Here is a 23313-nt window from a genome sequence, read left to right as displayed (position 1 = left end):
CCGAGCCTGCTGCAAAGACTGCTGCAACGCCGCGGCCTTGCCCAGATCATCGCCTTGCTGGTGATCCTCGCGGTTGATCGCGCGGTCTCGCCGCAATTCTTCGATCTGCGGATGCAGGACGGACGGCTGTTCGGAAGCCTGATCGATGTCCTGAACCGCGGCGCGCCGGTCGCGCTGCTTGCACTCGGCATGGTGCTGGTCATCGCCACGCGCGGCATCGACCTCTCGGTTGGCGCGGTGATGGCGATATCAGGCGCGATTGCCGCGAGTCTCGCCGACGCCCATGGCCTGCCGCTGGCGCTTGCCGCTGCGCTCGGTGCCGGATTGTTATGCGGGCTGTGGAACGGCTTTCTCGTTGCCGTGCTTGGCATCCAGCCAATCGTCGCCACGTTGATCCTGATGGTGGCCGGCCGGGGCGTCGCGCAACTCATCACCGAGGGCCGCATCGTCACCTTCACCGCGCCCGATCTGGTCTGGCTCGGCAACGGCGCCGTGCTTGGCGTGCCGGCGCCGGTTGTGGTCGTGCTCGGCATGTTGATCGTCACCGGTGCGGTGGTCCGCGGCTCTGCGCTCGGCCTGTTGATCGAGGCGACCGGCGGCAATGCAAAGGCGAGCGAACTGGCCGGGATCGGCACGCGCGGCATGATCCTCGCGGTCTATGTGTGGTGCGGCCTGTGCGCGGCGCTCGCCGGAATCATCGCCGCCGCCGACATCATGGGCGCAGACGCCAACAATGCCGGGCTCTGGCTCGAACTCGACGCCATCCTTGCGGTGGTGATCGGCGGCACCTCGCTGTTCGGCGGGCGCTTCAGCCTGGTGCTGGCGATGGTCGGCGCGCTGATCATCCAGGCCATGAACACCGGCATTTTGCTGTCGGGCTATCCGCCGGAGTTCAATCTCGTGGTGAAGGCGGCCGTGGTGCTGATCGTCCTGCTGCTGCAGTCGCCGCGCTTCGCCAATGCCGGGGCCGTGCTGGGGAGGGCTCGCCAATGAGGGGCCTGCCGCCGGTCGCGATCACGGCCATCGTTTTCGTCATCGGATTTGCACTCTGCACGGTGCAATTTCCCAATTTCGCTTCCACCCGGGTGGCGGCCAATCTGCTGACCGACAACGCCTTTCTCGGCATCGTCGCCACCGGCATGACCTTCGTGATCATTTCCGGCGGGATCGACCTGTCGGTCGGCTCGGTGATCGGCTTCACCACCGTGTTCGTCGCGCTGGCGATCGAGCGGCTCGGCGTGCCGCCGCTCGTCGCCTTCGCCGCGATCCTCTTGCTGTGCGCCGCCTTTGGCGCGGCCATGGGCGCCATCATCCACGTCTTCGATATGCCGCCGTTCATCGTCACGCTGGCGGGCATGTTCCTCGCTCGCGGCGCCAGTTTTCTGATGTCGACGGAATCGACGCCGATCAGTGCGCCGCTCTATTCGACGGTGTCGGATTTCGCGCTGCGGTTGCCCGGGGGAGGCCGGCTCACGGCCATTGCCCTCATCATGCTTGCGGTGGTCGCGGCGGGAGCCGTTCTGCTGCATTTCACCCGCTTCGGGGCCAACGTCTATGCGCTCGGCGGCAGCCGCGCGACCACCGCCCTGATGGGCATTCCGGTCGGGTCCATGACGGTGCGCATCTACATGCTGTCGAGCGTCCTTGCCGGGCTCGCCGGCATTGTGTTCTCTTTCTACACTGCGGCGGGCTACTCGCTGTCCGCCGTCGGCGTCGAACTGGATTCCATCGCGGCCGTGGTGATCGGCGGGACCTTGCTGACCGGCGGGCAGGGGTCGGTGGTCGGCACATTGCTCGGCGTGCTTATCCAGGGCCTGATCCAGACCTACATCAATTTTGATGGAACCTTGTCGAGCTGGTGGACGAAGATCGTGACCGGTGTTCTGCTTTTCGCTTTCATCGCCCTGCAGCAGGCGATGCTGGGCATCGCCCGCCGGGCCGGCCCCCGTAAGGCAGGAGTTCTCAAATCATGACGTCCCGGCTTGTCGTCATCCCGACGCGGCGCGCGCATTCCAACCACGCCGAGGTTGCCCGCAGCATCGGCGTTGACATCATCGCCGGCCGTTACGCCGAAGGTGGCCGCCTGCCGGGCGACGTCGAACTCACGGCGATGTTCGGCGTATCGCGGCCGGTGCTGCGCGAGAGCGTGAAAACGTTGGTCGCCAAGGGTCTGCTCACCACCAAGGCACGGGTCGGCACCGTGGTGCGCGAGCGCGGCGCCTGGAACATGTTCGACGCCGACGTGCTGGCCTGGCATCTCGATGCCGGTATCGACCGGCGCTTTCTCAACGATCTCGCCGAGATTCGCCTCGCCGTCGAGCCGCGCGCCGCCGCGCTCGCGGCTGGCCGGCGCTCGGAGGCCGACATCGCCGAACTCCGCCGGAGCATGGCGCGAATGCGGGCGGAGGCTTCCGACTCCGTTGGTTTTGCCGACGGCGATCTTGCCCTGCATCTGGCCGTCGCCAATGCCTCCGGCAATTTGTTCATGCGCTCGATCGGCAACGTCATCGAGGCGGCGTTGCGCGCCTCGTTCCTGCTCAGCGCGCCGGTGGAAACGCAGGACCGCGAGACGGTGCTGTTGTGGCACCAGCGCATCGTCGATGCGATCGAGAGCGGCGATGCCGGGGCAGCCACCGCAGCCATGATCGAGGTGATCCACAATGGATTGCGCCGTCATGAGGGAACGCCGGCGTCGTCCGGTGTTGCGCCTGCGACATCAGCTGCAGCCGAGTCCGGAGAGCCATCATGAGCCCGCTTCGCGTCGCTATCGTCGGCTTTGGCAAGATCGCGCGCGATCAGCATGTGCCGGCCATCGCTGCGACTGACGGTGTCGAACTCGTTGCCGTCGCCAGCCGCAATGCCTCGCTTCCCGGCGTGCCGCATGCGGCGACGCTCGATGAGCTGCTGCGCGACGGTCCACCGATCGACGCGGTGGCGCTGTGCACCCCGCCGCAGGTTCGCCACGCGCAGGCGGCGATGGCGCTTGCCGCCGGCAAGCATGTGATGCTGGAAAAGCCGCCGGGAGCTACAGTCGCTGAAATCGCTCCGCTCGTGACCGCCGCAAGGGCCGCGCAACGCACGCTGTTCGCCACGTGGCACTCCCGCTTCGCTCCGGCTGTCGAACCGGCGCGGCAATTGCTGGCCGGCCGGCAGGTCACATCCGTCAAAATTACCTGGAAGGAAGACGTGCGGGTCTGGCATCCGGGTCAGGCCTGGATTTTTGAGCCGGGCGGGCTCGGCGTGTTCGACCCCGGCATCAACGCGCTTTCGATCCTGACGCGTATCCTGCCGCAACCATTATTCGTGACGTCGGCCGATCTCGCATTCCCCGCCAATCGCGACGCGCCGATCGCCGCCACGCTTGCGCTCAGCGATGCGCAGGGGCTGAGCATCACGGCCGAATTCGACTTCCTCCAGACCGGCCCGCAAAGCTGGGACATTGATCTCGACACCGACGGCGGCCCGGTCACGCTTTCCATGGGCGGGGCGAGGTTGAGGGCAGGGGGCAAGCAGCTCGTCGATGCCGCGGACGCCGAATATGCCGGGCTCTATCGCCGCTTCCGCGAACTCTGCGCAACCGGCGAGGCCGACGTCGATCTCGCGCCGCTCCAGCTTGTCGCCGACGCGCTCCTGCTGGGGCGACGCCGCACGGTTGAACCCTTCGAGGACGCGACATGAACGTGTCTTCTATGCCTCGTATCGTGCGTTCCACCTTCGGGATGCTGCCCGATGGCACCGAAGTCGAGCGCGTGACCTTGCACGCCGCGGATGGCCTGGAAGCGCGCATCATGACCTATGGCGCATCGCTGCAGGCATTGCTGGTGCCGGATGCGGCCGGACGCCGCGACGACATCGTGCTCGGGCATGACACATTCGAGGGATATCTCGCCCGGCGGCAGTTCTTCGGCGCGACGGTGGGGCGATATGCCAACCGCATCGCCGGCGCGCGCTTTGTGCTCGACGGCACTGAGGTGCAGCTCGCGGCAAATAACGGGGTCAATGCGCTGCATGGCGGGTTGGACGGTTTCGATCGCCGCAACTGGCGAATTATCGCGATCGAGGATGGAGATCATCCGGCCGTGACGCTTGCCTACACCAGCGCTGATGGCGAGGAAGGATATCCCGGTACGCTGGACGTGGAGGTGACCTGGCGCCTCGCCGGACCGATGGAACTCCGGCTCGACATGACGGCGCGGACCGATCGCCCCACCATGGTCAACCTCACCAATCACAGCTTTTTCAACATGGCCGGTGCCCGCTCGGGCCGGAATATTCTCGATCATCACCTGACCGTGGCGGCGGATCATTTCCTTGCCATCGATGCCGGGGCGATCCCGCTGCCGCAGCCGCCTAGCGCCGTCGCCGGTACGCCGTTCGACTTCCGGGCAGGCGCCGAGGTCGGCGCACGGATCCGCAACGACCATCCGCAACTGCGAGTGGGCCGCGGCTATGACCATAATTTCTGCCTCGCGTCGGCAGGCGGCGAGCCTCGCTTCGCTGCGCGGCTCGCGGAGCCTGCGTCCGGCCGCGTGCTCGAACTCTTCACCAACCAGCCCGGGCTGCAGGTCTATTCCGGAAACTTTCTCGACGGCTCCACCGCCGGAAAGGGCGGCCGCCTCTATCGGCAGTCGGACGCCATGTGCCTCGAGCCGCACGCGTGGCCCAATACGCCCAATCGGCCCGACTTCCCGACCGCACGGCTTTCGCCTGGCGAAGTCTATCGCCACACCACGCTGTACCGCTTTTCGCATGCAGATCACGGCGCAATCGGGACACAATCCGAGGTAGAGTTACCTGGAGAGGGCGGGCAATGACCGGCGATCACAAAATGGAAGAGGAGGTGCCGACGACCGTTCTCTGTAACGAGCGATGCCATCTCGGCGAGGGGCCGACCTATGACGCGACCACCGACACGGCCTGGTGGTTCGACATCGTCGAGCGCCGGCTGTTTGAGGCGCGGCTTGATACCGGCCGGACCACCATCCATTCGCTCGATGTGATGGGCAGTGCGCTTGGGCGGATCGACGCGCATCGTCAGCTCCTCGTCGCCGACGACGGCCTCTACATCCGCGACCCGGCGGATGGACGGATGGCGCTGTACCGTCCGCTCGAAGCCGACGATGCCGCAACGCGTTCGAACGATGCCCGGGTTCATCCATCCGGTACCTTCTGGATCGGCACCATGGGCCGCCGGGCCGAGCGGGGGCTGGGCGCCATCTATGCGCTGCATCGCGGCGAGCTGTCGCGCCTCTATGACCACATCACGATCCCGAACGCGATCTGTTTCTCGCCGGACGGGACTGTCGGCTATTTCGCCGACACCGGTAAGAACATCTTGTTCCGCGTCGACCTCGATGCGGCGACTGGCCTGCCGCGCGGCGCGCCGGTCGCGCTGGTCACCCGGCGAGGTGGCGGCGGTATTGACGGCGCGGTGGTCGATGCCGACGGGCTGATCTGGAATGCACGCTGGGGCGGCGGCTGCATCGATGTCTACAGTCCGCAAGGCGAGCATCTGCGCACGCTCCGTGTCCCGGCGCAGCAGTCGAGTTGTCCTGCCTTTGTCGGGCCGGATTTCTCACGCCTGCTCGTTACCTCGGCCTGGCAGGGGATGGGGGAAGATGCGAAACGCGCCGATCCCGATCATGGCCGCACCTTCGTGCTCGATGTCGCAGCGCGTGGCCGCCCTGAACCGGACGTAAAACTTGCAACGGGTTGATGGAGGAAGACGAGGCGCGGCAGCAAAACGCGCGAGAAACGACTGAGTTTCAAGAACCGCATTCAGCGGTCCGACAATCCAGGAACCATAGATCCTCTGATATCAAGGGAGTGAAGCATGACTAGTCTGAAGACCACATTGTCGGCGTTGGCGCTGGCAGCAACCATGGCCGCAACGGCGGTGACCGGCGCTTTCGCCCAGAGCAAGGGCACGGTCGGCATCGCCATGCCGACAAAATCCTCGGCACGCTGGATCGACGATGGCAACAACATCGTAAAAATCCTGAAGGAGCGCGGCTACGGCACCGATTTGCAATACGCCGAGGACGACATTCCGAACCAGCTCTCTCAGGTCGAGAACATGGTGACCAAGGGCGCCAAGGTGCTGGTGATCGCGGCGATCGACGGCACCACGCTGTCGGACGTGCTGAAGCAGGCCAAGGCCAAGGGGATCACGGTCATAGCCTATGACCGGTTGATCCGCGACACGCCCAATGTCGACTACTACGCCACGTTCGACAATTTCCAGGTCGGCGTGCTGCAGGCGCAGTCGATCGAGCAGGGGCTGGGATTGAAGGAAGGCAAGGGACCCTTCAACATCGAACTGTTCGGCGGCTCGCCGGACGATAACAACGCCTACTTCTTCTACAACGGCTCGATGTCGGTGCTGCAGCCCTATATCGACAGCGGCAAGCTGGTGATCGGCAGCGGCCAGAAGGGCATGGACAAGGTCTCGACCCTGCGCTGGGACGGCGCCACGGCCCAGGCGCGGATGGACAACCTCTTGAGCGCGTTCTACGGCCGCAAGCGGGTCGATGCGGTGCTCTCTCCCTATGACGGCCTGTCCATCGGCATTCTTTCGTCGTTGAAGGGCGTCGGCTATGGCAGCGGCAACATGGCGATGCCTGTCGTCAGCGGCCAGGATGCCGAGGTGCCGTCGATCAAGTCGATGCAGCGCGGCGAGCAGTATTCGACCATCTTCAAGGACACCCGCGATCTCGCCCGCGTCACCGCCGACATGGTGGACGCCTCGCTCAGCGGCAAGGAAGTGACCGTCAACGACACCAAGACCTACAACAACGGTGTCAAGGTGGTACCTTCCTATCTCCTGAAGCCCGTCGTCGTCGACAAGAGCAACTGGGAGAAGGTGCTGATCGACGGCGGCTACTACAAGCGTTCGCAGTTCGATTGACATGCAATGGCGGCGCCGGCGATGACCGGCGCCGCCACCTGCCGCAGCGAGATAGACAGACAATGGACGTGATGGCGCGATGACCGCAATTCTCGAAATGCGCGGCGTAAGCAAGAGCTTTGCCGGCGTTCAGGCCCTGCGCGACGTGAACTTCACGGTGGAGGCGGGGCAGATCCATGCGCTGGTCGGCGAGAACGGCGCTGGCAAGTCTACCCTGATGAAGGTTCTCAGTGGCGTTTACCCACACGGCGATTACGAAGGCAGCATCATCTTCGACGGCGAGGAGCGGCGCTTTCGCGACGTCAATGATTCCGAGGCGCTCGGTATCATCATCATCCATCAGGAGCTGGCGCTGATTCCTTTGATGCCGATCGCGGAGAACATCTTCCTGTCGCATCCGCCCTCGCGTCTTGGCGTGATCGACCGCGACACGGTCTACCGCCGGACCAAGGAACTGCTCGCCCAGGTCGGCCTCACCGAGATGCCCGATACGCTGGTGACGGATCTCGGCGTCGGCAAGCAGCAATTGGTTGAAATCGCCAAGGCCTTGTCCAAGCGGGTGCGACTATTGATCCTCGACGAGCCGACCGCCAGCCTGAACGAGAACGACAGCGCGGCATTGCTGGATCGCCTGCTGGCTTTCCGCGCCCAGGGCATCGCTTCGATCCTGATCTCGCACAAATTGTCGGAGGTCGCGCGCGTCGCCGACCGGATCACGGTGCTGCGCGACGGCCGCACCGTCGACAGCATCGATTGCCGCGCCGAGCCGGTGGAAGAGGACCGGATCATCCGCAGCATGGTCGATCGCGACCTTGCCCATCGTTTTCCGCAACGCACCGCCACGATCGGCGCACCTGTTTTCGCCGTCCAGGACTGGACGGTGCATCATCCGCTCCACAGGGAACGCCGCGTGATCAAGGGCGTCGATTTCGAGGTCCGGCGCGGCGAGGTGGTCGGGATCGCCGGGCTGATGGGGGCCGGCCGTACCGAATTCGCCATGAGCCTGTTCGGCCGCGCCTGGGGGGACCGGATCAGCGGCCGCATCTGGCTCGATGGAAGGGAAGTCAACCTGTCGAGCGTGGCGGCGGCGATCGATGCCGGCCTCGCTTACGTCACCGAGGATCGCAAACAGCTCGGCCTGATCCTGGACAGCGACGTCCGCAAGAATATCACGCTGGCGAGCCTCGGCCGCGTGGCGCGGCAAGGCATGATCGATGACATGTCCGAATTGCGCATTGCGAGCGACTATCGCAACCGGATGCGGATCAGGTGTTCCGATGTCTATCAGGAGACCGGCCAGCTCTCCGGCGGCAACCAGCAGAAGGTGGTGCTGTCGAAATGGCTGATGACCGATCCGAAAGTATTGATCCTCGACGAGCCTACGCGCGGCATCGATGTCGGGGCAAAGTACGAAATCTATTGTATCATCAACGAGCTTGCCGAGGCGGGCAAGGGGGTGGTGATGATCTCGTCGGAGATGCCGGAACTGCTCGGGGTCTGCGACCGCATCTGCGTGATGAATGACGGCGCCTTTGTCGGAGAATTCGCGGCCGCCGAGGCCACCCAGGAAAGGATCATGCGGGCCATCATGCGCAACAAGGAAATGGACAAGAAGGTACTTCAGGGAGATTTGCGGCCATGACCGACAAGGCGGTTGCGCTGCCCGGGCACACCGGCTTCATCAAGAACAATCTGCGCAACTACGGCATGCTGCTGTCGCTGTTTGCGATCATGCTGTTCTTCCAGGTCATGACCGACGGCACGCTGCTGCAGCCGCTGAACCTGACCAATCTGGTGCTGCAGAACAGCTACATCGTGATCATGGCGCTCGGCATGCTGCTGATCATCGTCACCGGCCATATCGACCTGTCGGTCGGCTCGGTCGCGGGCTTCGTCGGCGCCGTCGCCGCGGTGCTGATGGTGCGCTATCACATTGCCTATCCGCTGGCCTTCCTCGCCTGCCTGCTGGTCGGCGCGGCGATCGGCGCCGCACAGGGCTATTGGGTCGCGTACTTCAAGATTCCGTCCTTTATCGTGACGCTGGCCGGCATGCTGGTGTTCAAGGGACTTGCGCTCGCGATCCTGGCGGGCCAGTCGGTCGGGCCGTTTCCGCCGACCTTCCAGAAATTGTCCTCGGGCTTCATTCCGGAATTGTTCCCCGGCGCCGGCACGCTCTATCCCACCTCGCTGTTGATCGGTGCCGTATTGGCGGTGGCCCTGGTCTATACCAGCGCCAAGAGCCGGGCGCGGCAGGCGTCGCACGGCATCGAGGTTGAGCCCTTTGGCTTCTTCGTCGCCAAGAGCGCGGTGCTGTTTGCCGTGATCGTGTTCTTCGCCGGCCTGATCGCCTCGCATCGCGGCCTGCCCAACGTGCTGGTGATCATGACGGCGCTGATCGGGCTCTATGCTTTCGTCACCACCCGCACCGTGATCGGCCGCCACATCTATGCCATCGGCGGCAACGCCAGGGCTGCGAGCCTGTCCGGCATCAAGACCGAACGGCTGACGTTTCTGACCTTCGTCAACATGGGAGTGCTGGCGGCACTCGCCGGCCTCGTGTTCGCCGCGCGGCTCAATACCGCGACCCCGAAGGCCGGCGCCGGCTTCGAGCTCGACGTCATCGCGGCCTGTTTCATCGGCGGCGCGTCCGCCTATGGCGGTGTCGGCAGGGTCGGCGGCGCGGTGATCGGGGCTATGATCATGGGGGTCATGAACAACGGCATGTCCATCCTCGGCATCGGCATCGACTACCAGCAGGTGATCAAGGGGCTGGTGCTGCTCGGCGCCGTCTGCCTGGACGTCTATAACCAGCGGCGATAGGGCAGTGGCGGCTAAGCGGCCGCCAGCTCGCGCTTTGCGAACTCGCAAGTTTCGAGACGCGCGACGAGTGCCGCCAGTTCCTCGGTCTCCGCCGGCGTCAGGTCCGTCAGGGGCGAACGGACATGGCCGCTGTCACGGCCAATCACCTTCATGCCAGCCTTGATCATTGAGACGGCATAGCCGCGTTTGCGATTGCGGATTGCGATCAGGGGAAGGATGAAGTCACGCAGCCCGGCCTGAACCGTCTCGCGGTCGCGGCGGCGCACGGCCGCGTAGAACTTGGTCGCGAACTCCGGGACGAAGTTGAATACCGCGGAGGAATAGGTGGTTACGCCCATTTCCAGATAAGGCAGTGCAAAGGTCTCGGCCGTGGGCAACCCGCCGATATAGGTCAGCCGGTCGCCCATGCGCAGATGGATGCGGGTCATCAGCTCGATGTCGCCGATGCCGTCCTTGTAGCCGACGAGGTTGGGGCAGCGCTGGCACAGCTTTTCGAGCGTATCCTCGTTCAGGATCGCATTATCGCGGTTGTAGACGATGACGCCGAGCTTTGTGGCGTTGCACACCGCTTCGATATGGGCCGCCAGCCCCTCCTGTTCCGAAAAGACCAGGTAGGGCGGCAGCAGCAGCACGCCATCGGCGCCAGCCGCCTCGACCGCAATGGCGAGTTGCGTCGCCATCGCCGTACCGTGGCCGATCCCGGCGAGGACCGGCACGCGTCCCTTGGTCTGGCTCACGGCCGTTGCCACGACCTTCGCGACCTCGGCCGGGTTCAGCGAGAAGAATTCGCCGGTGCCGCCGGCGGCAAACAGTCCTGCCACCTCATAGCCGCACAGCCAGTCGAGATTGGAGCGGTAGCGGACCTCGTCGAACGTGTTGTCGGGCCGAAACGGCGTGACGGGAAACGACAGCAGGCCATTGCCGATCCGGCTGGCCATTTCCTTGGGGGTCATTCTGCTCATGCTCTGATCCTTCAGCGGCTTGCGCTGAAGGATTAATGCAAGATGGCTGCGGATGGAGACCCAATCACTGTATCGATCGATCCATTGATTGGATCGAGCTGGCCTCGGCGGCAAGGTCTCGGGCGATGCCGGCAATGACGGGTAGAAGCGGATTGTCGTTGTCGCCGCGCCAGACAAAGAACAATTCGGCCGGCCGCTGCCACTGCATCAGGACGGGGCGCAGCACCACGCCGCTGAAACGGAGATTCTGCGCTGTCTCGGGGACCAGCGCCACGCCGACGCCGGAATGCACCATGGCGAGGATCGAATGGATCTGGGCGAGATGCTGCACGTAATTCGGCACCAGATTTGCGCGTGAAAACAGCTCGACCAGGAGATCGTGGAAATAGCGGGCTTCATAAGGCTCATACATGATGAAGGGCTCGTTCGCGAGATCCTCCAGACGCAACTGGGCCGCCTGCGCCAGCGGGTGGCCGCTCGGCAGCGCCGCGACCAGCGGCTCCGCCGTCACACGGAAGGCGTCAAGATTGCCGCGCGGAATCGGCGGGCGGAGCAGGCCGATATCGACCTCGCCGGAATCGAGCCGTTTGAGCTGGTCGCTGGAGACCATTTCCTTCAGCGATATCTCGATATCAGGCAGTTCGCGCCGGCAGGCCGCGACCAGCGCCGGCACGTAGCTGTAGGCGGAGGTCGCCGTGAAGCCGATATTGATCGATCCCGCTTTGCCATTTGCCATCCGCCGGGCCAGCACGGCCGCGCTTTCCGCCAGCTTGAGCAGATGCCGCGCATCGGTCAGAAAACGCTGCCCGGCAGGCGTCAACCTGACCGCCCGGTTGCTGCGTTCCAGCAGCGTCACATCGAGAACGCGCTCGAGAATCTGGATCTGGCGGCTGAGCGGCGGCTGCGTCATGTTCAGCCGCAGCGCCGCACGCCCGAAATGCAGTTCTTCCGCAACTGCAACGAAGCAGCGCAACTGGCTCAACTCAAACATGAAACCCGTATTTTCAACTTGAGACGAGGGGCCGGTCACCGGCCGGATGCCCTGCTTCTATAGGCTGAGACAGGGCCGATCCATCCAAAAAAGGTATCGACCTATCCGCAGACTAGTTCATGGACGGCCATGCCCATGACCTATCATTTCTCCCAACGCAGCCTCGAAGGCCTGCAGCCTGCCGGTGAAACGGCGGGATCGCGCGTAACTGCGCTTTGAAACGGAGGAAGACCGATGTCTATGCCATCTCTCGCCCGGGCGATCGCGGCCGCAGTCCTTTCGGTGTCTGCTTTGGCATCAAGCGGGGCCGGGGCCCAGAATTTCGAGCGGCCGGTGCGGCTGATTGTGCCTTTCGCCCCCGGTGGCACCTCCGACATTCTCGCCCGCCTGATCAGTCCGAAGCTATCCGCCGCCATCGGCCAGTCGGTCGTGGTTGAGAACAAACCCGGCGCGGCCGGCAATCTCGGCGCCGACGCCGTCGCCAAGTCGCAGCCTGACGGACACACTTTGCTGCTGATGGATGTCGCTTCGCTCGCGACGGCGCCCAGCCTGTTTTCCGATCTCACTTTCGACGTCCAGAAGGACCTTGCGCCCATTTCCATGGTGATGTTCGGCCCCTACGTCCTGGCCGTCCATGAATCGGTCCCGGCGAAGTCGACGAAGGAGCTGATCGAATACGCCAAGGCCAATCCGAACAAGCTCACCATTGCCAATTCAGGCGTCGGTGGCGCCACCCACATCACGGCCGTGGCGATGGCGAAGCAGCTCGGAATTCAGTGGAAGAACATTCCCTACAAGGGCGGGGCGGCGGCCTCGCGCGCCGTCGTATCCGGGGAGAGCGGCGTGATCATCAACGGCGCTGCGGCGACGATGCCCTTCGTGGTGAACAAGCAGCTTGTCGGACTGGCCGTCACCGGCGAGCAGCGCATTGCGTCGGCCCCCGATCTGCCGACCTTCAAGGAGGCGGGCCTGCCCGGCGGCGATGCCGGGACCTGGCAGGGCATCCTGACCACGGGCGGAACGCCGCCTGCCATGGTCGCGCGATTGAACGCCGAGATTCGCAAGATCCTGGCAGAGCCCGAAATTCAGCAGAAGATCGCCGAGCAGGGCGGCGTCGTGAAGGCCCAATCGCCGGAGGAGTTCCGCAGCTGGCTCAACGACGCGACGGCCCGCTGGGGGACGATCATCCGCGAGGCCGGCATCAAGGGCAGCTGAGGGCGGGCCGATGACGCGTTCCCGGATCGACCTGCAGGATCTGCTGTTCGGCCTGTTTCTGGTGGTGGTGGCGGCGGGTACCCTCGTCGCCACGCGCAAGCTGGCGATCGGTCACGCGGCCGATATGGGACCGGGCTACATGCCCCGCGTCGTCGCCGTCGCGCTGATGGGATTCGGTCTCTTCTTCAGCGGGCGCGGGCTCTGGCGCATGCGCGTCGGAATCGCGCCCGTTCAGTTGCGGCCGCTGCTTGCGATTCTGGCTTCTGTCGGTGTTTTCGCACTGACGGCCGAGCGCCTTGGCCTTGCGATCGCCTCCGTCGTCGCCGTGATTCTCGCCAGCTTCGCCACGCGGGAAGGGCGGCTCATCGAAGCGATAGCGTTTGCCATCGTGCTTTCAGGCGCCGCGGTGCTTCTGTTCGTCAAGTTGCTCGGCTTGCCGATCCCGATCTGGCCCCGCTAGGGTGGCGGGCTTCGCAGGCAGACGCTTATGGAACTCTTCAATAATCTGCTGATGGGCCTTTCGACGGCCCTCGAGCTCAACAATCTGCTGTTCTGCCTGATCGGCGTGGTCATTGGCACCGCGATCGGCGTGCTGCCCGGCATCGGCCCAATTCCGACGGTGGCGCTGCTGTTGCCCTTCACCTTCGGCCTGTCGCCCCCCAGCGCCATGATCATGCTGGCCGGCATCTTCTACGGCGCGCAGTATGGCGGCTCGACCACTGCGATCCTGGTCAATGTGCCGGGCGAAACGTCGTCGGTCGTCACCTGTATCGACGGCCACGAGATGGCCAAGCAGGGCAAGGCCGGAACTGCGCTCGCCATTGCCGCCATCGCCTCGTTCTTTGCCGGCACGACGGCGACGATCGTGATTGCGGTGCTCAGCGTGCCGCTGTCGATGCTGGCGCTCAAGTTCACCGCGGTCGAATATTTCAGCCTCCTCGTGCTTGGCCTGATCGCCGCGGTCGTGCTCGCGCATGGTTCGGTCGCCAAGTCGCTTGCGATGGTGCTGCTGGGGCTATTGCTCGGTCTCGTCGGCATCGATGTCAGCTCGGGCGTTGCGCGCATGACCTTCGGCATCGCCGCTCTGTCGGACGGTCTTGATTTCGTGCCGATCGCGATGGGCCTGTTCGGGCTCGGCGAGATCATCGCCAATCTGGAGAGACCTGTTGAGCGCCGCGTCGTCAGCCAATCGATCCGCAGCCTGATCCCGAGCCAGGAGGATTTTCGGGCCGCCTTTCCGGCCATGGTGCGCGGCACGGCGCTGGGCTCCGTGCTGGGGGTGTTGCCCGGCGGCGGGGCCGCGCTGCCGCCGTTCTCCTCCTACGCGCTGGAGAAGAAGCTCGCGCGCGATCCCTCGCGCTTCGGCAAAGGCGCCATCGAGGGCGTTGCCGGTCCGGAGGCCGCCAACAATGCCGGCGCCCAGACCAGCTTCATCCCGCTGCTGACGCTCGGCATTCCCGCCAACGCCCTGATGGCGCTGATGATCGGCGCGCTGATGATGCAGGGCATCCAGCCCGGCCCGCAGATCATGACCGAGCAACCCAAGCTCGTCTGGGGCGTCATCGCCAGTATGTGGGTCGGAAATTTGATGTTGCTGGTGATCAACCTCCCGTTGATCGGCCTGTGGGTCTCGATGCTGAAGATTCCCTATCGCCTGCTGTTTCCCGCCATCGTCCTGTTCTGCTGCATCGGCACCTATGGCATCGCCAACAGCCTGTTCAACGTCTGGTTGATGATGGGGTGCGCCCTGATCGGCTATTTCTTCATCAAGATCGGCGTCGAGCCGGCGCCGCTTCTGCTCGGCCTCGTGCTCGGTCCGCAGCTCGAGGAAAACTTCCGGCGCGCGATGCTGATCGCGGACGGCGATTTCGCCGTCTTTCTGTCACGACCGATCAGCGCGGTCATTCTCGGCGTCGTCGCCATTCTGTTGCTGGCAATGCTGTCGCCGCAAATACTGAAAACACGGAAGGAAGCGCTGGCGGAATGAGGGGCAGCGGCGTCAGTCCTGCAATTGCCAGCGGCCAATGACGCGAAACCGCGAATTCGGATTGTCCTGACGGCACAGGGCAATTGCGTCGATCGCGAGCGGGCCGATGCCCGTTGCTGTAAATCTCTCGCGCAGCATCGCCACAACCTGCTCGCGCCGTTCTGCGGCAAGTCGCCCCGTCAGCGTCATGTGGAAGCGAAATTCTTCGAAGACGTAAGGGTAGCCCCAGCGGTCGAGATAGTCGCGCTGCCGCGGCGTCAGCTTGTCGGGATTTCGCCGCGCACGATCTTCCGGGCCAAGGGGGGCACGGAACGGATCGAATGCCTTGGTCGCCTCGGCGGCGAGCAGTTCGAGCTCTGCCGACGGTTCGGCCGGAATCACCGCGATGAAACCGCTGATCGAATCCACGACCGGTTGGATCACCGGCACCGGCCGGGCCAGATCGGCAAACAATTCGCATGCCGCGGCAAGCTGCGCCTCGGCCTTGCGGTCGGCCAGCGCCATCGGTGCTTTCAGCGTGGCATGAAAGCCGTATTTGCGGGGATCCTGCGTCAGGTCGCGCCAGTCCAGTGGGAGCCCATCCGGAAAGGGCAGGTCGCCGCCGCCATAGGTGTCGTAGCCGAGCAGCGATGCGCCGAACCGGTCGAGCGCGCTGTCTTGTGCAGAGGTGTAGTAGATTGCGTAACGGGGGTAATTTGCCATTGCACCAGAATAGGGCCGCTTCACGCGGCTGCAACTGCCTTGCGGGGAGCGACGGACGAACGGACGAGACGGTGCACCTCCGTCAAATGCACCAGACGCCCCGCGGCAACGACCGCGACGATTCGCGGCCGTAGCGGCGCCGTATCATCGACCAGAATGATGTCGGCGCGCTGTCCCGCGGCGAGCGTGCCGCGATCGGCGAGGCCGGCGGCGCGCGCCGGCGCCGACGAGATCAGTTGCCATGCCGCGGCCAGCGGCAGCACGCCGTCAGCCGCGAGCCGGAAGGCGGCCAGCAGCGGCGCCGGATAGTAATAGTCCGACGCCAGCACCGAACACAGGCCCTTGGCGATCATGTCGGATGCTTTGGTCCAGCCGGTGTGGCTGCCGCCGCGCACGACATTGGGCGCACCGAACACGATGAAATCACCGGCTTCGGCGGCGTCGCGGGCGGTTTCCTCGTTGACTGGGAATTCGGCGATGGCAACGCTCTGCGCACGAAAGGCCTGCCGCATCGTCGGGCTTTCGTCGTCATGCGAGAGCATCCGGACATCAGCCGCGCGCGCCGTCTGCGCCAGCCGGGCGATCGAAGCCGGCACATCGTGGCTGCGGGTGACCACGCTTTGCACCAGGCGGTCGAACGCCTCATTGGTGAGCCCCGTGCGCTCGACCATTCGGCTGCGCTTCAGCGGTTTGGTGAGGCTCGCAACCGTCGAGTCCATGTGGTCGTTGAATGCGAACAGGTCGACGCGGCCTTCCGACAGCCAGTCGATGATTTCGCCTTCGGCGTCGAGATTGTAGGTCTCGTGGCGCAAATGGAAGCGGGTGTCGGCGGCGAGCTGTGGCCGCATCTGCTCGATCGCCTCCAGCAACTTTCGCGCATTGTCCGCGCTGCGCAGGCCAGGCTCCCACGACCAGGTCGTGGCGTGATAGACGGTCGTGATGCCGTTGCTGACCGCCTGCCGGTCGCTGTCGACCAGTGCGACGTCGATCGGAAAATCAACCCCGGGGCGCGGCATCATCTGCCGCTCGAAGGCATCGCCATGCAGGTCGACAATGCCCGGCAGCACAAGCAGTCCGTCGGCATCGATGCTGGGCGAGCTATGGCTGTTGTCCGTACCCACGGCAATGATCTCGCGGCCGCCAATCCGCAACGTGGTTTCGATGATTTCGTTGCCGAGCAGGGCCCGGCCACCTTCAATGAACAGTTCGGTCACGATGCAGCACTCTGGTTGAAACGGAGGCGGCCAGATGCGGCAGCGGCTTCGTACTTGTCGAGAAAGCTCTCGACGTCGAGCTTGCGGAAATCGGGCAGGGCGCGGCGAAGCGTCTCATGGTCCCAGTCCCACCACGCAAGCTCCGCAAGCCGTCCGGCAATGGATTCCGGAAACCGCCGCTTGATCGGCCGGGCCGGGTTACCTGCAACGATCGTATAGGCGGGGACGTCCTTGGTTACGATGGCGCCGGCAGCGACCACCGCGCCGGTGCCGATCGAACGGCCGGGCAGGATGACCGCGCCGTGGCCGATCCAGACGTCATGGCCGATATGGACGTGATGCCTGCGCCGCCATGCAAAGAATTCGGCATCGTCGCTCTCGCCCGGAAAATAGCTGCTGGCGCGATAGGTGAAATGCGCCTGCGAGGCCCGGTGCATCGGGTGATTGCCCGGGTTGATCCGCGTTATCGCCGCGATCGAACAGAATTTGCCGATCGTCGTGTAGGTGATCTGCGCGTCATTCACGACGTAGGAATAGTCGGCCATCGCGACTTCGAGCAGGATGGTCCGCGCGCCGACCTCGGTGTAGGCGCCAAACTGGCAGTCGCGCACCGATGCGGTGGGATCGACGGCCGGTTCAGTGGAAAGCATCTTGCCGGCCATCGGTGGTGTCCATCAGCAATCGAGGAAGGATCATTGGCGTGCGTTCGTCTTCGATGCGCTTGATGACAAGATCATGACAGATGCGTGACGCCAGCCAGCGCTGTGGACGAACGCCGCACCGCGGCATCCGTGTCACACAACTGTTAGATCGAGCCGTTAGCGATGCTGCACGACTGGAACTCTGGAGCAGTGCATGCTGGTGGTAGAAGGTTTGACGTGCCGGTTCGGCACCAAAGCCGCGGTGGATAACGCGTCATTCTCGATCGCGCCCGGCAGCTTCGTCGGAGTGATCGGCCGCTCCGGCGCCGGCAAGTCGACGCTGCTCCGGATGATCAACCGCCTCGCTGAACCGTCCGAAGGGCGCATTCTGTTTGAAGGCGTCGACGTGACCGCATTGCGCGGCAAAGATCTGCGGCAATGGCGTGCGCGCTCCGCGATGATCTTTCAACAGTTCAATCTGGTCGGCCGGCTCGACGTCCTGACCAATGTGCTGATGGGGCGGCTGGCGGAAATTCCGTCCTGGCGCTCGCTGACACAGCTCTGGCCGGAAGAGGACAGGGCGCTGGCGCTGTCAGCGCTGGACCAGTTCGATATGGCAGGGGTCGCCGCCCAGCGCGCCGACCAGCTTTCCGGCGGCCAGCAGCAGCGCGTCGCGATCGCGCGGGCGCTGGTGCAGGAGCCTGACATTATTCTTGCCGACGAGCCGATTGCTTCGCTCGACCCGCGCAACACGCGGATCGTGATGGACGCGCTGCTGCGCATCAACAAGCATTTCGGCATCACCGTCGTCTGCAACCTGCATTCGCTCGATCTGGCGCGAAGCTATTGCGACCGGCTGATCGGCATGGCGGCCGGTCGTGTGGTGTTCGACGGTGCGCCCGAGACGCTGACCGATCGCATCGCGCGCGAACTCTACGATCTCGAAGCCAACGACGTCATGGGCACCGCGCCCGCGCAGGTGCCGGACGGCGCGGCGGTGCCTGAACTCGGCACGGCTGCCGCAGCCTGAGTGTCATTTCTGTACAGGGTAGCCGGTTGCAAACCTGCAATCGGCGAACAGGCGTAACCACAACAAGAGGGCTCACCATGATCACTCGTCGTATCGTTCTGGCCGGCGCAGCCGCGCTGGCGTTCACCGCTTCCGCCTCGGCGCAGGACTGGAAGAGCAAATATCCGGAACTGACTTTTGCGGTGGTGCCGGCCGAAAACGCTTCGGGCGTGACCGAGCGCTGGACGCCGTTCGTGGCCTATTTGTCCAAGGAACTCGGCGTCAAGGTCACGCTGCGCATCGCCAATGACTATGCCGCCGTCATCGAAGGCCAGCGCGCCGGCAACATCCATATCGCAAGCTACGGCTCGGCATCGTTTGCCCGCGCCCGCCTGACCGGCGTCAAGACCGACGCCTTCGCCAACGACATCAATGCCGATGGCTCGACCGGCTATTACTCGGTGTTCTTCGTCAAGGCGTCGAGCCCCTACAAGAATATCGATCAACTGAAGGGCAAGAATCTCGGCCTGGTCGATCCGAACTCGACCTCGGGCAACAACGTGCCGCGCTTCGAGCTCGACAAGCTGGGTATCTCCGACGCTGACGGTTATTTCGGCAAGGTCGTTTTCACCGGCAGCCACGAGAACGCCATGCTGGCGCTGTCGCAGGGCACCGTCGAAGTCGCCGCCAATCAGTGGACCAACGACGGCGACTCGACGCTCGCCCAGATGCTGCACAAGGGCATGCTGAAGAATGCCGACGGGTCGCCGATGAAGAAGGACGACTTCCGGATCATCCACAAGTCGGCCCCGATCATCAACGGACCCTATGCCTGTAATTCGGACCTTCCGGCAGATCTGAAGGCGGCGATTGCCAAGGCGTTCACCGAAGCGCCGACCAAGGACAAGGCCGCGTTCGACCGCCTGTCCGACGGTCAGAAGAAAGGCTTCAACCCGGCAACCACCAAGGACTGGGACGGTACTATCGAGTTGATCAAGTTCGTCGATGCGTTGCGTAAGAAGAGGGCGTCCTGATCGATCGGTAGAAACAAATGAGGCCGGGTCCGCGTGGCCCGGCCTTTTTTTGAATTAGGGCCCCGGGCAGAACGCCTCAATGACATCAGCCGTATCCATCCTTCCAGGCGCGCAACTGGCCGTTCTCAACGCGGCCTATCGCGGGGCGGTGGCGCGCAAGCGGTTGCGGCTGGCGCTGGCGGCGGCGGCTTTTCTTGCAGCGCTTGTCGTCGCGGCGTTCGGCGCGGAAGTGAACCTGCGCACCCTGTTCACTTATTTCGGAAACTTCGTCAGCTATTTTGACCGCATTCTGACGCTGGAAGACGGCACCAGGGTGTGGAGCAATCCGGCCGAGTGGTTCTGGGGCTGGCGCAAATGGCTCTGGATGTTGGCCGAGACCATTCTGATCAGCTATGTCGGCACCATGATCGGGGCGGTGCTGGCCTTTGCACTGAACTTCTTCGCCGCCCAAAACACCTCGCCGGCGCGGTGGCTTCGTTTCGTCATTCGCCGCTTGCTGGAATTTGCCCGCACCGTTCCCGGCATCGTGTTCGCGCTGATCTTCGTCATCGCCTTCGGTCTCGGCCCGATGGCCGGCGTGCTGGCGATTGCGATTCATTCCACCGGGGCGCTTGGAAAGCTGTTTTCCGAGATTGTCGAAAATGCCGACATGAAGCCGGTCGAAGGCGTACGCTCGACCGGCGCAAGCTGGCTGTCCTGCATGCGGTTTGCCGTGTTGCCGCAGGTGGCAGCCGGTTACGCCAGCTATGCCCTGCTGCGCTTCGAGATCAACGTTCGCGAAGCCTCGGTGATGGGATTTGTGGGGGCCGGCGGCATCGGGCAGGAACTCGTGGTCGCGATCCGAAAATTCTACTACTCCGACGTCAGCGCCATCCTGATTACGATCATCGTCACCGTCTTCATCATCGATATCGGCACCGGCTGGCTGCGCGGCCGTCTGTTCGGCGGGGATGCGCGGGCATGAGCCAGTTGCCGAAGCCGGACCGAGAGCAATTGCGGGCGAAATATCCCGATGTGTTCGACAGGCCCGCCGGGACGCGGCTCGCCACGCCGGCAATGATCGTCGCCGCCTTCGCCGTTTTCGTCTTCGGGCTCGTCGATCTCGACTTTTCACCGGCGAAGCTGTTCGCCGGGCTGAGCCAGCTCGGCTGGATCACGCTGATGATGATCCCGCCCGATCCGGGCTCATCATTGCCGGCCTATCTCTCGGCGCTGGGGGAAACCCTGTCGATTGCGCTGCTCGGCACCACCATCGCCGCCGTCCTGGCGCTGCCCGTCAGCCTGCTGGCGGCGCGGAACGTCATTCCCTCGGGGTGGCTACGCTTTCCGGTGCGCCGCGCGTTCGATTCCATCCGCGGTGTCGATACGCTGATCTGGGCGCTGGTGTGGATCAACGTCGTTGGCCTCGGCCCGTTTGCCGGTGTGCTCGCGATTGCGGCGGCGGATTTCGGTGCCTTCGGCAAATTGTTTTCCGAGGCCATCGAGGCCGCCGACAAGAAGCAGGTCGAGGGCATCAGGGCTTCCGGCGGCAACGCGCTGCATGAAATACGCTTCGGCCTGATGCCCCAGGTGCTGCCTGTTATCGCGGGGCAGGTGCTCTACTTCATCGAATCGAATACCCGCTCGGCCACCATCATCGGAATCGTCGGCGCCGGCGGCATCGGTCTGCAGCTGGCCGAGCAGATACGTGTGCTGGAATGGCAGAAGGTTTCGTTCCTGATCCTGATGATTCTGGTCGCGGTGGCCGCGATCGACTGGATCTCAGGCAAACTGCGCTTTGCCATCATCGGACAGCGGGCGTTGGCGTAGTTGCTCCGTAGGGTGGGCAGAGCGAAGCGTGCCCACCATCCCACCGAAATCGTTGGTGTCAATGGTGGGCACGCTTCGCTTTGCCCACCCTACGAGCCGTCAACTATTCTCCACCAAAAACTCGACGCGCTCCGCCGCAAAGCGCGAGCGTTTGGTAACCAGCGGCGTGCCGTCCGTATCGACGTCGGTGCTGTCGACCACGAGCACGGGACGTCCGAGCGCGAGGTCGAGCCGCGCGGCGTCAGCCCCGTCCACGATACCGGCGGTGATCCGGGTCGAGGCGCGGCGAAAATCCCGGATGCCGTAATGCGCCAGCAGCTTGGTCATCGAGCGCATATTGGCGAACACTTTTCCGGCGTCGGGGAAGCGTTCCGCCGAAAGCCACGTGGTGCTGACGCAGATCGGCGCGCGGTCGGCAAGCCGCACGGATTCGATCCGGATCAGGGACGCTCCGGTCTTCAGTCCAAGCTCCCGCGCCAGCTCGCGCGTGGCTTCTTCCTCTGCCGCATCGATGAATTGGCCGCGCGGCTCGCGGCCGCCGGCACCGACGATTTCGGAAAACCGCGTCCGTGAGCGCAGGGGGTAGGCGAGGCGCCGGGTCTCGACATAGGTGCCGCTGCCGCGCTCGGCGCGCACCAGGCCGCGTTCGGCGAGCGTGGCGAGCGCCCGGCGAACGGTGTGGCGGTTGACCCGGTAGGTCTCGGCGATCTCGATCTCGCCCGGCAGCTTTTCGCCGGCGACAAAGCGGCCGTCGGCGATGCCGCGCTCGATGCCGTCGGCGACCTGCCGCCACAGCGCAACGCCGGAGGGCGCGTCCTGGATGCTCATGGAACGAAATGGGGCATCGGCAAAAATCACCTCGGTGTCACGAAATCGTCATGGCGCTTCGTTATCAAGTTGTCTAGTATCATAGACAACTTGATTCCGGCAAGGCCGATATGATGGCGAGTAACGAAAGTCTGGCAGACGAACACGGCGCCCAGGCGCGGCGCAAGGCCGTGATGGCAGTGCTGGCTCATTCCGCAACGGCCGACATAGAAGGGCATCTCGCGACGGTGGCGTTGCCAGCGCACGAAGACCTGCGCGAGCCCGAGAATGGGCTCGTCATGGTGCGCGGCCGCGTCGGAGGCGACGGCGCGCCGTTCAACCTCGGCGAGGCAACGGTGTCGCGCGCCGCGGTGCGGCTGTCGACCGGCGAGGTCGGATTCGGCTACACGCTGGGCCGAGACCACCAGAAGGCCAGGCTGATCGCGCTGTGCGATGCCATGGTGCAGTCGGCTGAACTCGCCGGCGCAATCGAAACCCAAGTCGTCGCGCCGTTGCATACGGCGATGATCGAAAGGCAAAACCGCAAGGTCGCGGAGGCCGCTGCAACGCGGGTCGATTTCTACACGCTGGTGCGGGGTGAGGGCTGACATGACGAGCGTTGCCGAACTGCCCGCAGGATTTGCCGACAAGGTGTTGTCGGCGCAATCGACCTTCCGGACCGTCATGGATGCGATGGCGCGTCCGGGCAGCATTCAGCGTATCGCGTCCGCGGCCGGCGCGCCGGGTGGGATGATGCGCGGCACCGCCGCGATTGCGCTGACCTTGTTCGATCACGATACGCCGGTCTGGCTCGACGGCCGAATGTCGGCGACGGCTGATGTCGCCAAGTGGCTCAAGTTCCACACCAGCGCGCCGGTCGTTGCGGATTCGTCGATTGCCGGTTTCGCGCTGGTAGGCGATCCCCAAAACCTTCCGTCGCTCGATCGCTTCGCGTTCGGCAGCAATGAATATCCGGATCGTTCGACGACGTTGATCCTGCAGGTCGAAAGCCTGACGGATGGCTCCGTTGTCGAGTTGCAGGGCCCCGGCATCGACGGCACGACGGCACTCCGCGCTTTGATCCAGCCGAGGGATCTGTTCGAGCGGGTGACCATAAACGCCGTACTGTTTCCACGCGGCATCGATGTCGTGCTGGTTCATGACGATGCCGTCGTTGCCATACCGCGCACGACACGGCTCATGAGGGGAGGCTGA

General features: G+C 64.3%; 24 protein-coding genes. 18 read left to right on the top strand and 6 right to left on the bottom strand.

What is annotated here, in order from left to right; all coding sequences use genetic code 11:
- Window positions 1–9 precede the first annotated feature (9 nt).
- The 9 genes from IVB05_RS26250 (at window position 10) to mmsB (ending at window position 9727) form a co-directional block, all read left to right on the top strand.
- Entirely contained in the window at window positions 10–993 is a 984-nt protein-coding gene (locus IVB05_RS26250; protein WP_247786951.1) for an ABC transporter permease, read from the top strand.
- Window positions 990–1973, top strand: coding sequence for a galactofuranose ABC transporter, permease protein YjfF (gene yjfF / locus IVB05_RS26245; RefSeq protein WP_247778852.1), 984 nt, complete (start codon window positions 990–992; stop codon window positions 1971–1973). Before IVB05_RS26250 ends, yjfF begins: the two co-directional genes overlap by 4 nt.
- A complete protein-coding gene (locus IVB05_RS26240; protein ID WP_247778850.1) occupies window positions 1970–2749 on the top strand; it encodes a FadR/GntR family transcriptional regulator in 780 nt (259 codons plus the stop codon). The genes yjfF and IVB05_RS26240 overlap by 4 nt, the downstream gene beginning before the upstream one ends.
- Window positions 2746–3678, top strand: a complete 933-nt coding sequence (locus IVB05_RS26235; RefSeq protein ID WP_247778849.1) for a Gfo/Idh/MocA family oxidoreductase — start codon at window positions 2746–2748, stop codon at window positions 3676–3678. Before IVB05_RS26240 ends, IVB05_RS26235 begins: the two co-directional genes overlap by 4 nt.
- A complete protein-coding gene (locus IVB05_RS26230) occupies window positions 3675–4814 on the top strand; it encodes an aldose epimerase family protein (RefSeq protein WP_247778847.1) in 1140 nt (379 codons plus the stop codon). The genes IVB05_RS26235 and IVB05_RS26230 overlap by 4 nt, the downstream gene beginning before the upstream one ends.
- A gap of 14 nt (window positions 4815–4828) precedes the next feature.
- On the top strand, window positions 4829–5716 hold the full coding sequence (locus IVB05_RS26225) for an SMP-30/gluconolactonase/LRE family protein (protein ID WP_247786947.1): 888 nt from the start codon (window positions 4829–4831) through the stop codon (window positions 5714–5716).
- A gap of 117 nt (window positions 5717–5833) precedes the next feature.
- Window positions 5834–6907, top strand: coding sequence for a multiple monosaccharide ABC transporter substrate-binding protein (gene chvE, locus IVB05_RS26220; RefSeq protein ID WP_276578710.1), 1074 nt, complete (start codon window positions 5834–5836; stop codon window positions 6905–6907).
- A 79-nt stretch (window positions 6908–6986) separates the two neighbouring features.
- Window positions 6987–8549, top strand: coding sequence for a multiple monosaccharide ABC transporter ATP-binding protein (mmsA, locus tag IVB05_RS26215; protein WP_247778845.1), 1563 nt, complete (start codon window positions 6987–6989; stop codon window positions 8547–8549).
- Window positions 8546–9727 carry a multiple monosaccharide ABC transporter permease gene (gene mmsB, locus IVB05_RS26210; RefSeq protein ID WP_247778843.1) on the top strand — a complete coding sequence of 394 codons (1182 nt, stop codon included), beginning with the start codon at window positions 8546–8548 and terminating at the stop codon, window positions 9725–9727. Before mmsA ends, mmsB begins: the two co-directional genes overlap by 4 nt.
- A gap of 11 nt (window positions 9728–9738) precedes the next feature.
- Here the strand turns inward: mmsB and kdgD are convergent, their stop codons facing one another.
- Complete coding sequence (kdgD, locus tag IVB05_RS26205; protein ID WP_247778842.1) at window positions 9739–10689, bottom strand: 5-dehydro-4-deoxyglucarate dehydratase; 951 nt, start codon at window positions 10687–10689, stop codon at window positions 9739–9741.
- Between the two features lie 64 nt (window positions 10690–10753).
- The gene (locus tag IVB05_RS26200; protein WP_247778840.1) at window positions 10754–11680 is read right to left on the bottom strand and encodes a LysR substrate-binding domain-containing protein; all 927 of its coding nucleotides are present in this window, start codon (window positions 11678–11680) and stop codon (window positions 10754–10756) included.
- Window positions 11681–11914: 234 nt separating this feature from the next.
- Between IVB05_RS26200 and IVB05_RS26195 the strand changes: the two genes are divergently transcribed.
- The 3 genes from IVB05_RS26195 to IVB05_RS26185 are packed head-to-tail and all read left to right on the top strand — an operon-like array spanning window position 11915 to window position 14882.
- Window positions 11915–12895: a tripartite tricarboxylate transporter substrate binding protein gene (locus tag IVB05_RS26195; RefSeq protein ID WP_247778839.1), complete on the top strand. Its 981-nt coding sequence runs from the start codon at window positions 11915–11917 to the stop codon at window positions 12893–12895.
- A gap of 10 nt (window positions 12896–12905) precedes the next feature.
- Window positions 12906–13355, top strand: a complete 450-nt coding sequence (locus IVB05_RS26190) for a tripartite tricarboxylate transporter TctB family protein (RefSeq protein WP_247778838.1) — start codon at window positions 12906–12908, stop codon at window positions 13353–13355.
- A 27-nt stretch (window positions 13356–13382) separates the two neighbouring features.
- Complete coding sequence (locus tag IVB05_RS26185) at window positions 13383–14882, top strand: tripartite tricarboxylate transporter permease (protein ID WP_247778837.1); 1500 nt, start codon at window positions 13383–13385, stop codon at window positions 14880–14882.
- 12 nt (window positions 14883–14894) lie between these two features.
- Here IVB05_RS26185 and IVB05_RS26180 read toward each other — a convergent pair whose 3' ends face one another.
- The 3 genes from IVB05_RS26180 to IVB05_RS26170 are packed head-to-tail and all read right to left on the bottom strand — an operon-like array spanning window position 14895 to window position 17460.
- Window positions 14895–15584 carry a DUF1045 domain-containing protein gene (locus IVB05_RS26180; protein WP_247778836.1) on the bottom strand — a complete coding sequence of 230 codons (690 nt, stop codon included), beginning with the start codon at window positions 15582–15584 and terminating at the stop codon, window positions 14895–14897.
- 20 nt (window positions 15585–15604) lie between these two features.
- On the bottom strand, window positions 15605–16798 hold the full coding sequence (locus tag IVB05_RS26175) for an alpha-D-ribose 1-methylphosphonate 5-triphosphate diphosphatase (protein ID WP_247778835.1): 1194 nt from the start codon (window positions 16796–16798) through the stop codon (window positions 15605–15607).
- Window positions 16795–17460 (bottom strand): DapH/DapD/GlmU-related protein, encoded by a 666-nt coding sequence (locus IVB05_RS26170; protein WP_276578709.1) that lies wholly within the window; start codon window positions 17458–17460, stop codon window positions 16795–16797. Before IVB05_RS26170 ends, IVB05_RS26175 begins: the two co-directional genes overlap by 4 nt.
- A gap of 193 nt (window positions 17461–17653) precedes the next feature.
- Here IVB05_RS26170 and phnC point away from each other — a divergent pair, with 193 nt between their 5' ends.
- The 4 genes from phnC (at window position 17654) to phnE (IVB05_RS26150) (ending at window position 21291) form a co-directional block, all read left to right on the top strand.
- Complete coding sequence (gene phnC, locus IVB05_RS26165) at window positions 17654–18469, top strand: phosphonate ABC transporter ATP-binding protein (protein WP_247778834.1); 816 nt, start codon at window positions 17654–17656, stop codon at window positions 18467–18469.
- 77 nt (window positions 18470–18546) lie between these two features.
- Complete coding sequence (phnD, locus tag IVB05_RS26160; protein WP_247778826.1) at window positions 18547–19482, top strand: phosphonate ABC transporter substrate-binding protein; 936 nt, start codon at window positions 18547–18549, stop codon at window positions 19480–19482.
- 79 nt (window positions 19483–19561) lie between these two features.
- Window positions 19562–20446, top strand: coding sequence for a phosphonate ABC transporter, permease protein PhnE (gene phnE, locus IVB05_RS26155; RefSeq protein WP_247778824.1), 885 nt, complete (start codon window positions 19562–19564; stop codon window positions 20444–20446).
- On the top strand, window positions 20443–21291 hold the full coding sequence (phnE, locus tag IVB05_RS26150) for a phosphonate ABC transporter, permease protein PhnE (RefSeq protein WP_247778822.1): 849 nt from the start codon (window positions 20443–20445) through the stop codon (window positions 21289–21291). Before phnE (IVB05_RS26155) ends, phnE (IVB05_RS26150) begins: the two co-directional genes overlap by 4 nt.
- Window positions 21292–21390: 99 nt before the next feature.
- Here the strand turns inward: phnE (IVB05_RS26150) and phnF are convergent, their stop codons facing one another.
- Entirely contained in the window at window positions 21391–22119 is a 729-nt protein-coding gene (gene phnF / locus IVB05_RS26145; RefSeq protein ID WP_247778821.1) for a phosphonate metabolism transcriptional regulator PhnF, read from the bottom strand.
- A 113-nt stretch (window positions 22120–22232) separates the two neighbouring features.
- Between phnF and phnG the strand changes: the two genes are divergently transcribed.
- Both phnG and phnH read left to right on the top strand, forming a co-directional pair.
- Window positions 22233–22706, top strand: a complete 474-nt coding sequence (gene phnG / locus IVB05_RS26140) for a phosphonate C-P lyase system protein PhnG (RefSeq protein WP_247786936.1) — start codon at window positions 22233–22235, stop codon at window positions 22704–22706.
- A 1-nt stretch (window position 22707) separates the two neighbouring features.
- Window positions 22708–23313, top strand: coding sequence for a phosphonate C-P lyase system protein PhnH (gene phnH, locus IVB05_RS26135; RefSeq protein ID WP_247778819.1), 606 nt, complete (start codon window positions 22708–22710; stop codon window positions 23311–23313).

The sequence above is a fragment of the Bradyrhizobium sp. 170 genome (assembly GCF_023101085.1).
GTDB lineage: Bacteria > Pseudomonadota > Alphaproteobacteria > Rhizobiales > Xanthobacteraceae > Bradyrhizobium.
Note: the sequence above shows the minus strand (reverse complement) of the source record. Positions and strands in the feature narration are given on the sequence as shown.

What these genes read in the sequence shown, in the direction of transcription:
- yjfF (WP_247778852.1), top strand. Translation starts at nt 990, where the DNA reads ATGAGGGGCCTGCCGCCGGTCGCGATCACGGCCATCGTTTTCGTCATC.
- IVB05_RS26240 (WP_247778850.1), top strand. Translation starts at nt 1,970, where the DNA reads ATGACGTCCCGGCTTGTCGTCATCCCGACGCGGCGCGCGCATTCCAAC.
- IVB05_RS26235 (WP_247778849.1), top strand. Translation starts at nt 2,746, where the DNA reads ATGAGCCCGCTTCGCGTCGCTATCGTCGGCTTTGGCAAGATCGCGCGC.
- IVB05_RS26230 (WP_247778847.1), top strand. Translation starts at nt 3,675, where the DNA reads ATGAACGTGTCTTCTATGCCTCGTATCGTGCGTTCCACCTTCGGGATG.
- IVB05_RS26225 (WP_247786947.1), top strand. Translation starts at nt 4,829, where the DNA reads ATGGAAGAGGAGGTGCCGACGACCGTTCTCTGTAACGAGCGATGCCAT.
- chvE (WP_276578710.1), top strand. Translation starts at nt 5,834, where the DNA reads ATGACTAGTCTGAAGACCACATTGTCGGCGTTGGCGCTGGCAGCAACC.
- mmsA (WP_247778845.1), top strand. Translation starts at nt 6,987, where the DNA reads ATGACCGCAATTCTCGAAATGCGCGGCGTAAGCAAGAGCTTTGCCGGC.
- mmsB (WP_247778843.1), top strand. Translation starts at nt 8,546, where the DNA reads ATGACCGACAAGGCGGTTGCGCTGCCCGGGCACACCGGCTTCATCAAG.
- kdgD (WP_247778842.1), bottom strand. Translation starts at nt 10,689, where the DNA reads ATGAGCAGAATGACCCCCAAGGAAATGGCCAGCCGGATCGGCAATGGC.
- IVB05_RS26200 (WP_247778840.1), bottom strand. Translation starts at nt 11,680, where the DNA reads ATGTTTGAGTTGAGCCAGTTGCGCTGCTTCGTTGCAGTTGCGGAAGAA.
- IVB05_RS26195 (WP_247778839.1), top strand. Translation starts at nt 11,915, where the DNA reads ATGTCTATGCCATCTCTCGCCCGGGCGATCGCGGCCGCAGTCCTTTCG.
- IVB05_RS26190 (WP_247778838.1), top strand. Translation starts at nt 12,906, where the DNA reads ATGACGCGTTCCCGGATCGACCTGCAGGATCTGCTGTTCGGCCTGTTT.
- IVB05_RS26185 (WP_247778837.1), top strand. Translation starts at nt 13,383, where the DNA reads ATGGAACTCTTCAATAATCTGCTGATGGGCCTTTCGACGGCCCTCGAG.
- IVB05_RS26180 (WP_247778836.1), bottom strand. Translation starts at nt 15,584, where the DNA reads ATGGCAAATTACCCCCGTTACGCAATCTACTACACCTCTGCACAAGAC.
- IVB05_RS26170 (WP_276578709.1), bottom strand. Translation starts at nt 17,460, where the DNA reads ATGGCCGGCAAGATGCTTTCCACTGAACCGGCCGTCGATCCCACCGCA.
- phnC (WP_247778834.1), top strand. Translation starts at nt 17,654, where the DNA reads ATGCTGGTGGTAGAAGGTTTGACGTGCCGGTTCGGCACCAAAGCCGCG.
- phnD (WP_247778826.1), top strand. Translation starts at nt 18,547, where the DNA reads ATGATCACTCGTCGTATCGTTCTGGCCGGCGCAGCCGCGCTGGCGTTC.
- phnE (WP_247778824.1), top strand. Translation starts at nt 19,562, where the DNA reads ATGACATCAGCCGTATCCATCCTTCCAGGCGCGCAACTGGCCGTTCTC.
- phnE (WP_247778822.1), top strand. Translation starts at nt 20,443, where the DNA reads ATGAGCCAGTTGCCGAAGCCGGACCGAGAGCAATTGCGGGCGAAATAT.
- phnF (WP_247778821.1), bottom strand. Translation starts at nt 22,119, where the DNA reads ATGAGCATCCAGGACGCGCCCTCCGGCGTTGCGCTGTGGCGGCAGGTC.
- phnG (WP_247786936.1), top strand. Translation starts at nt 22,233, where the DNA reads ATGGCGAGTAACGAAAGTCTGGCAGACGAACACGGCGCCCAGGCGCGG.
- phnH (WP_247778819.1), top strand. Translation starts at nt 22,708, where the DNA reads ATGACGAGCGTTGCCGAACTGCCCGCAGGATTTGCCGACAAGGTGTTG.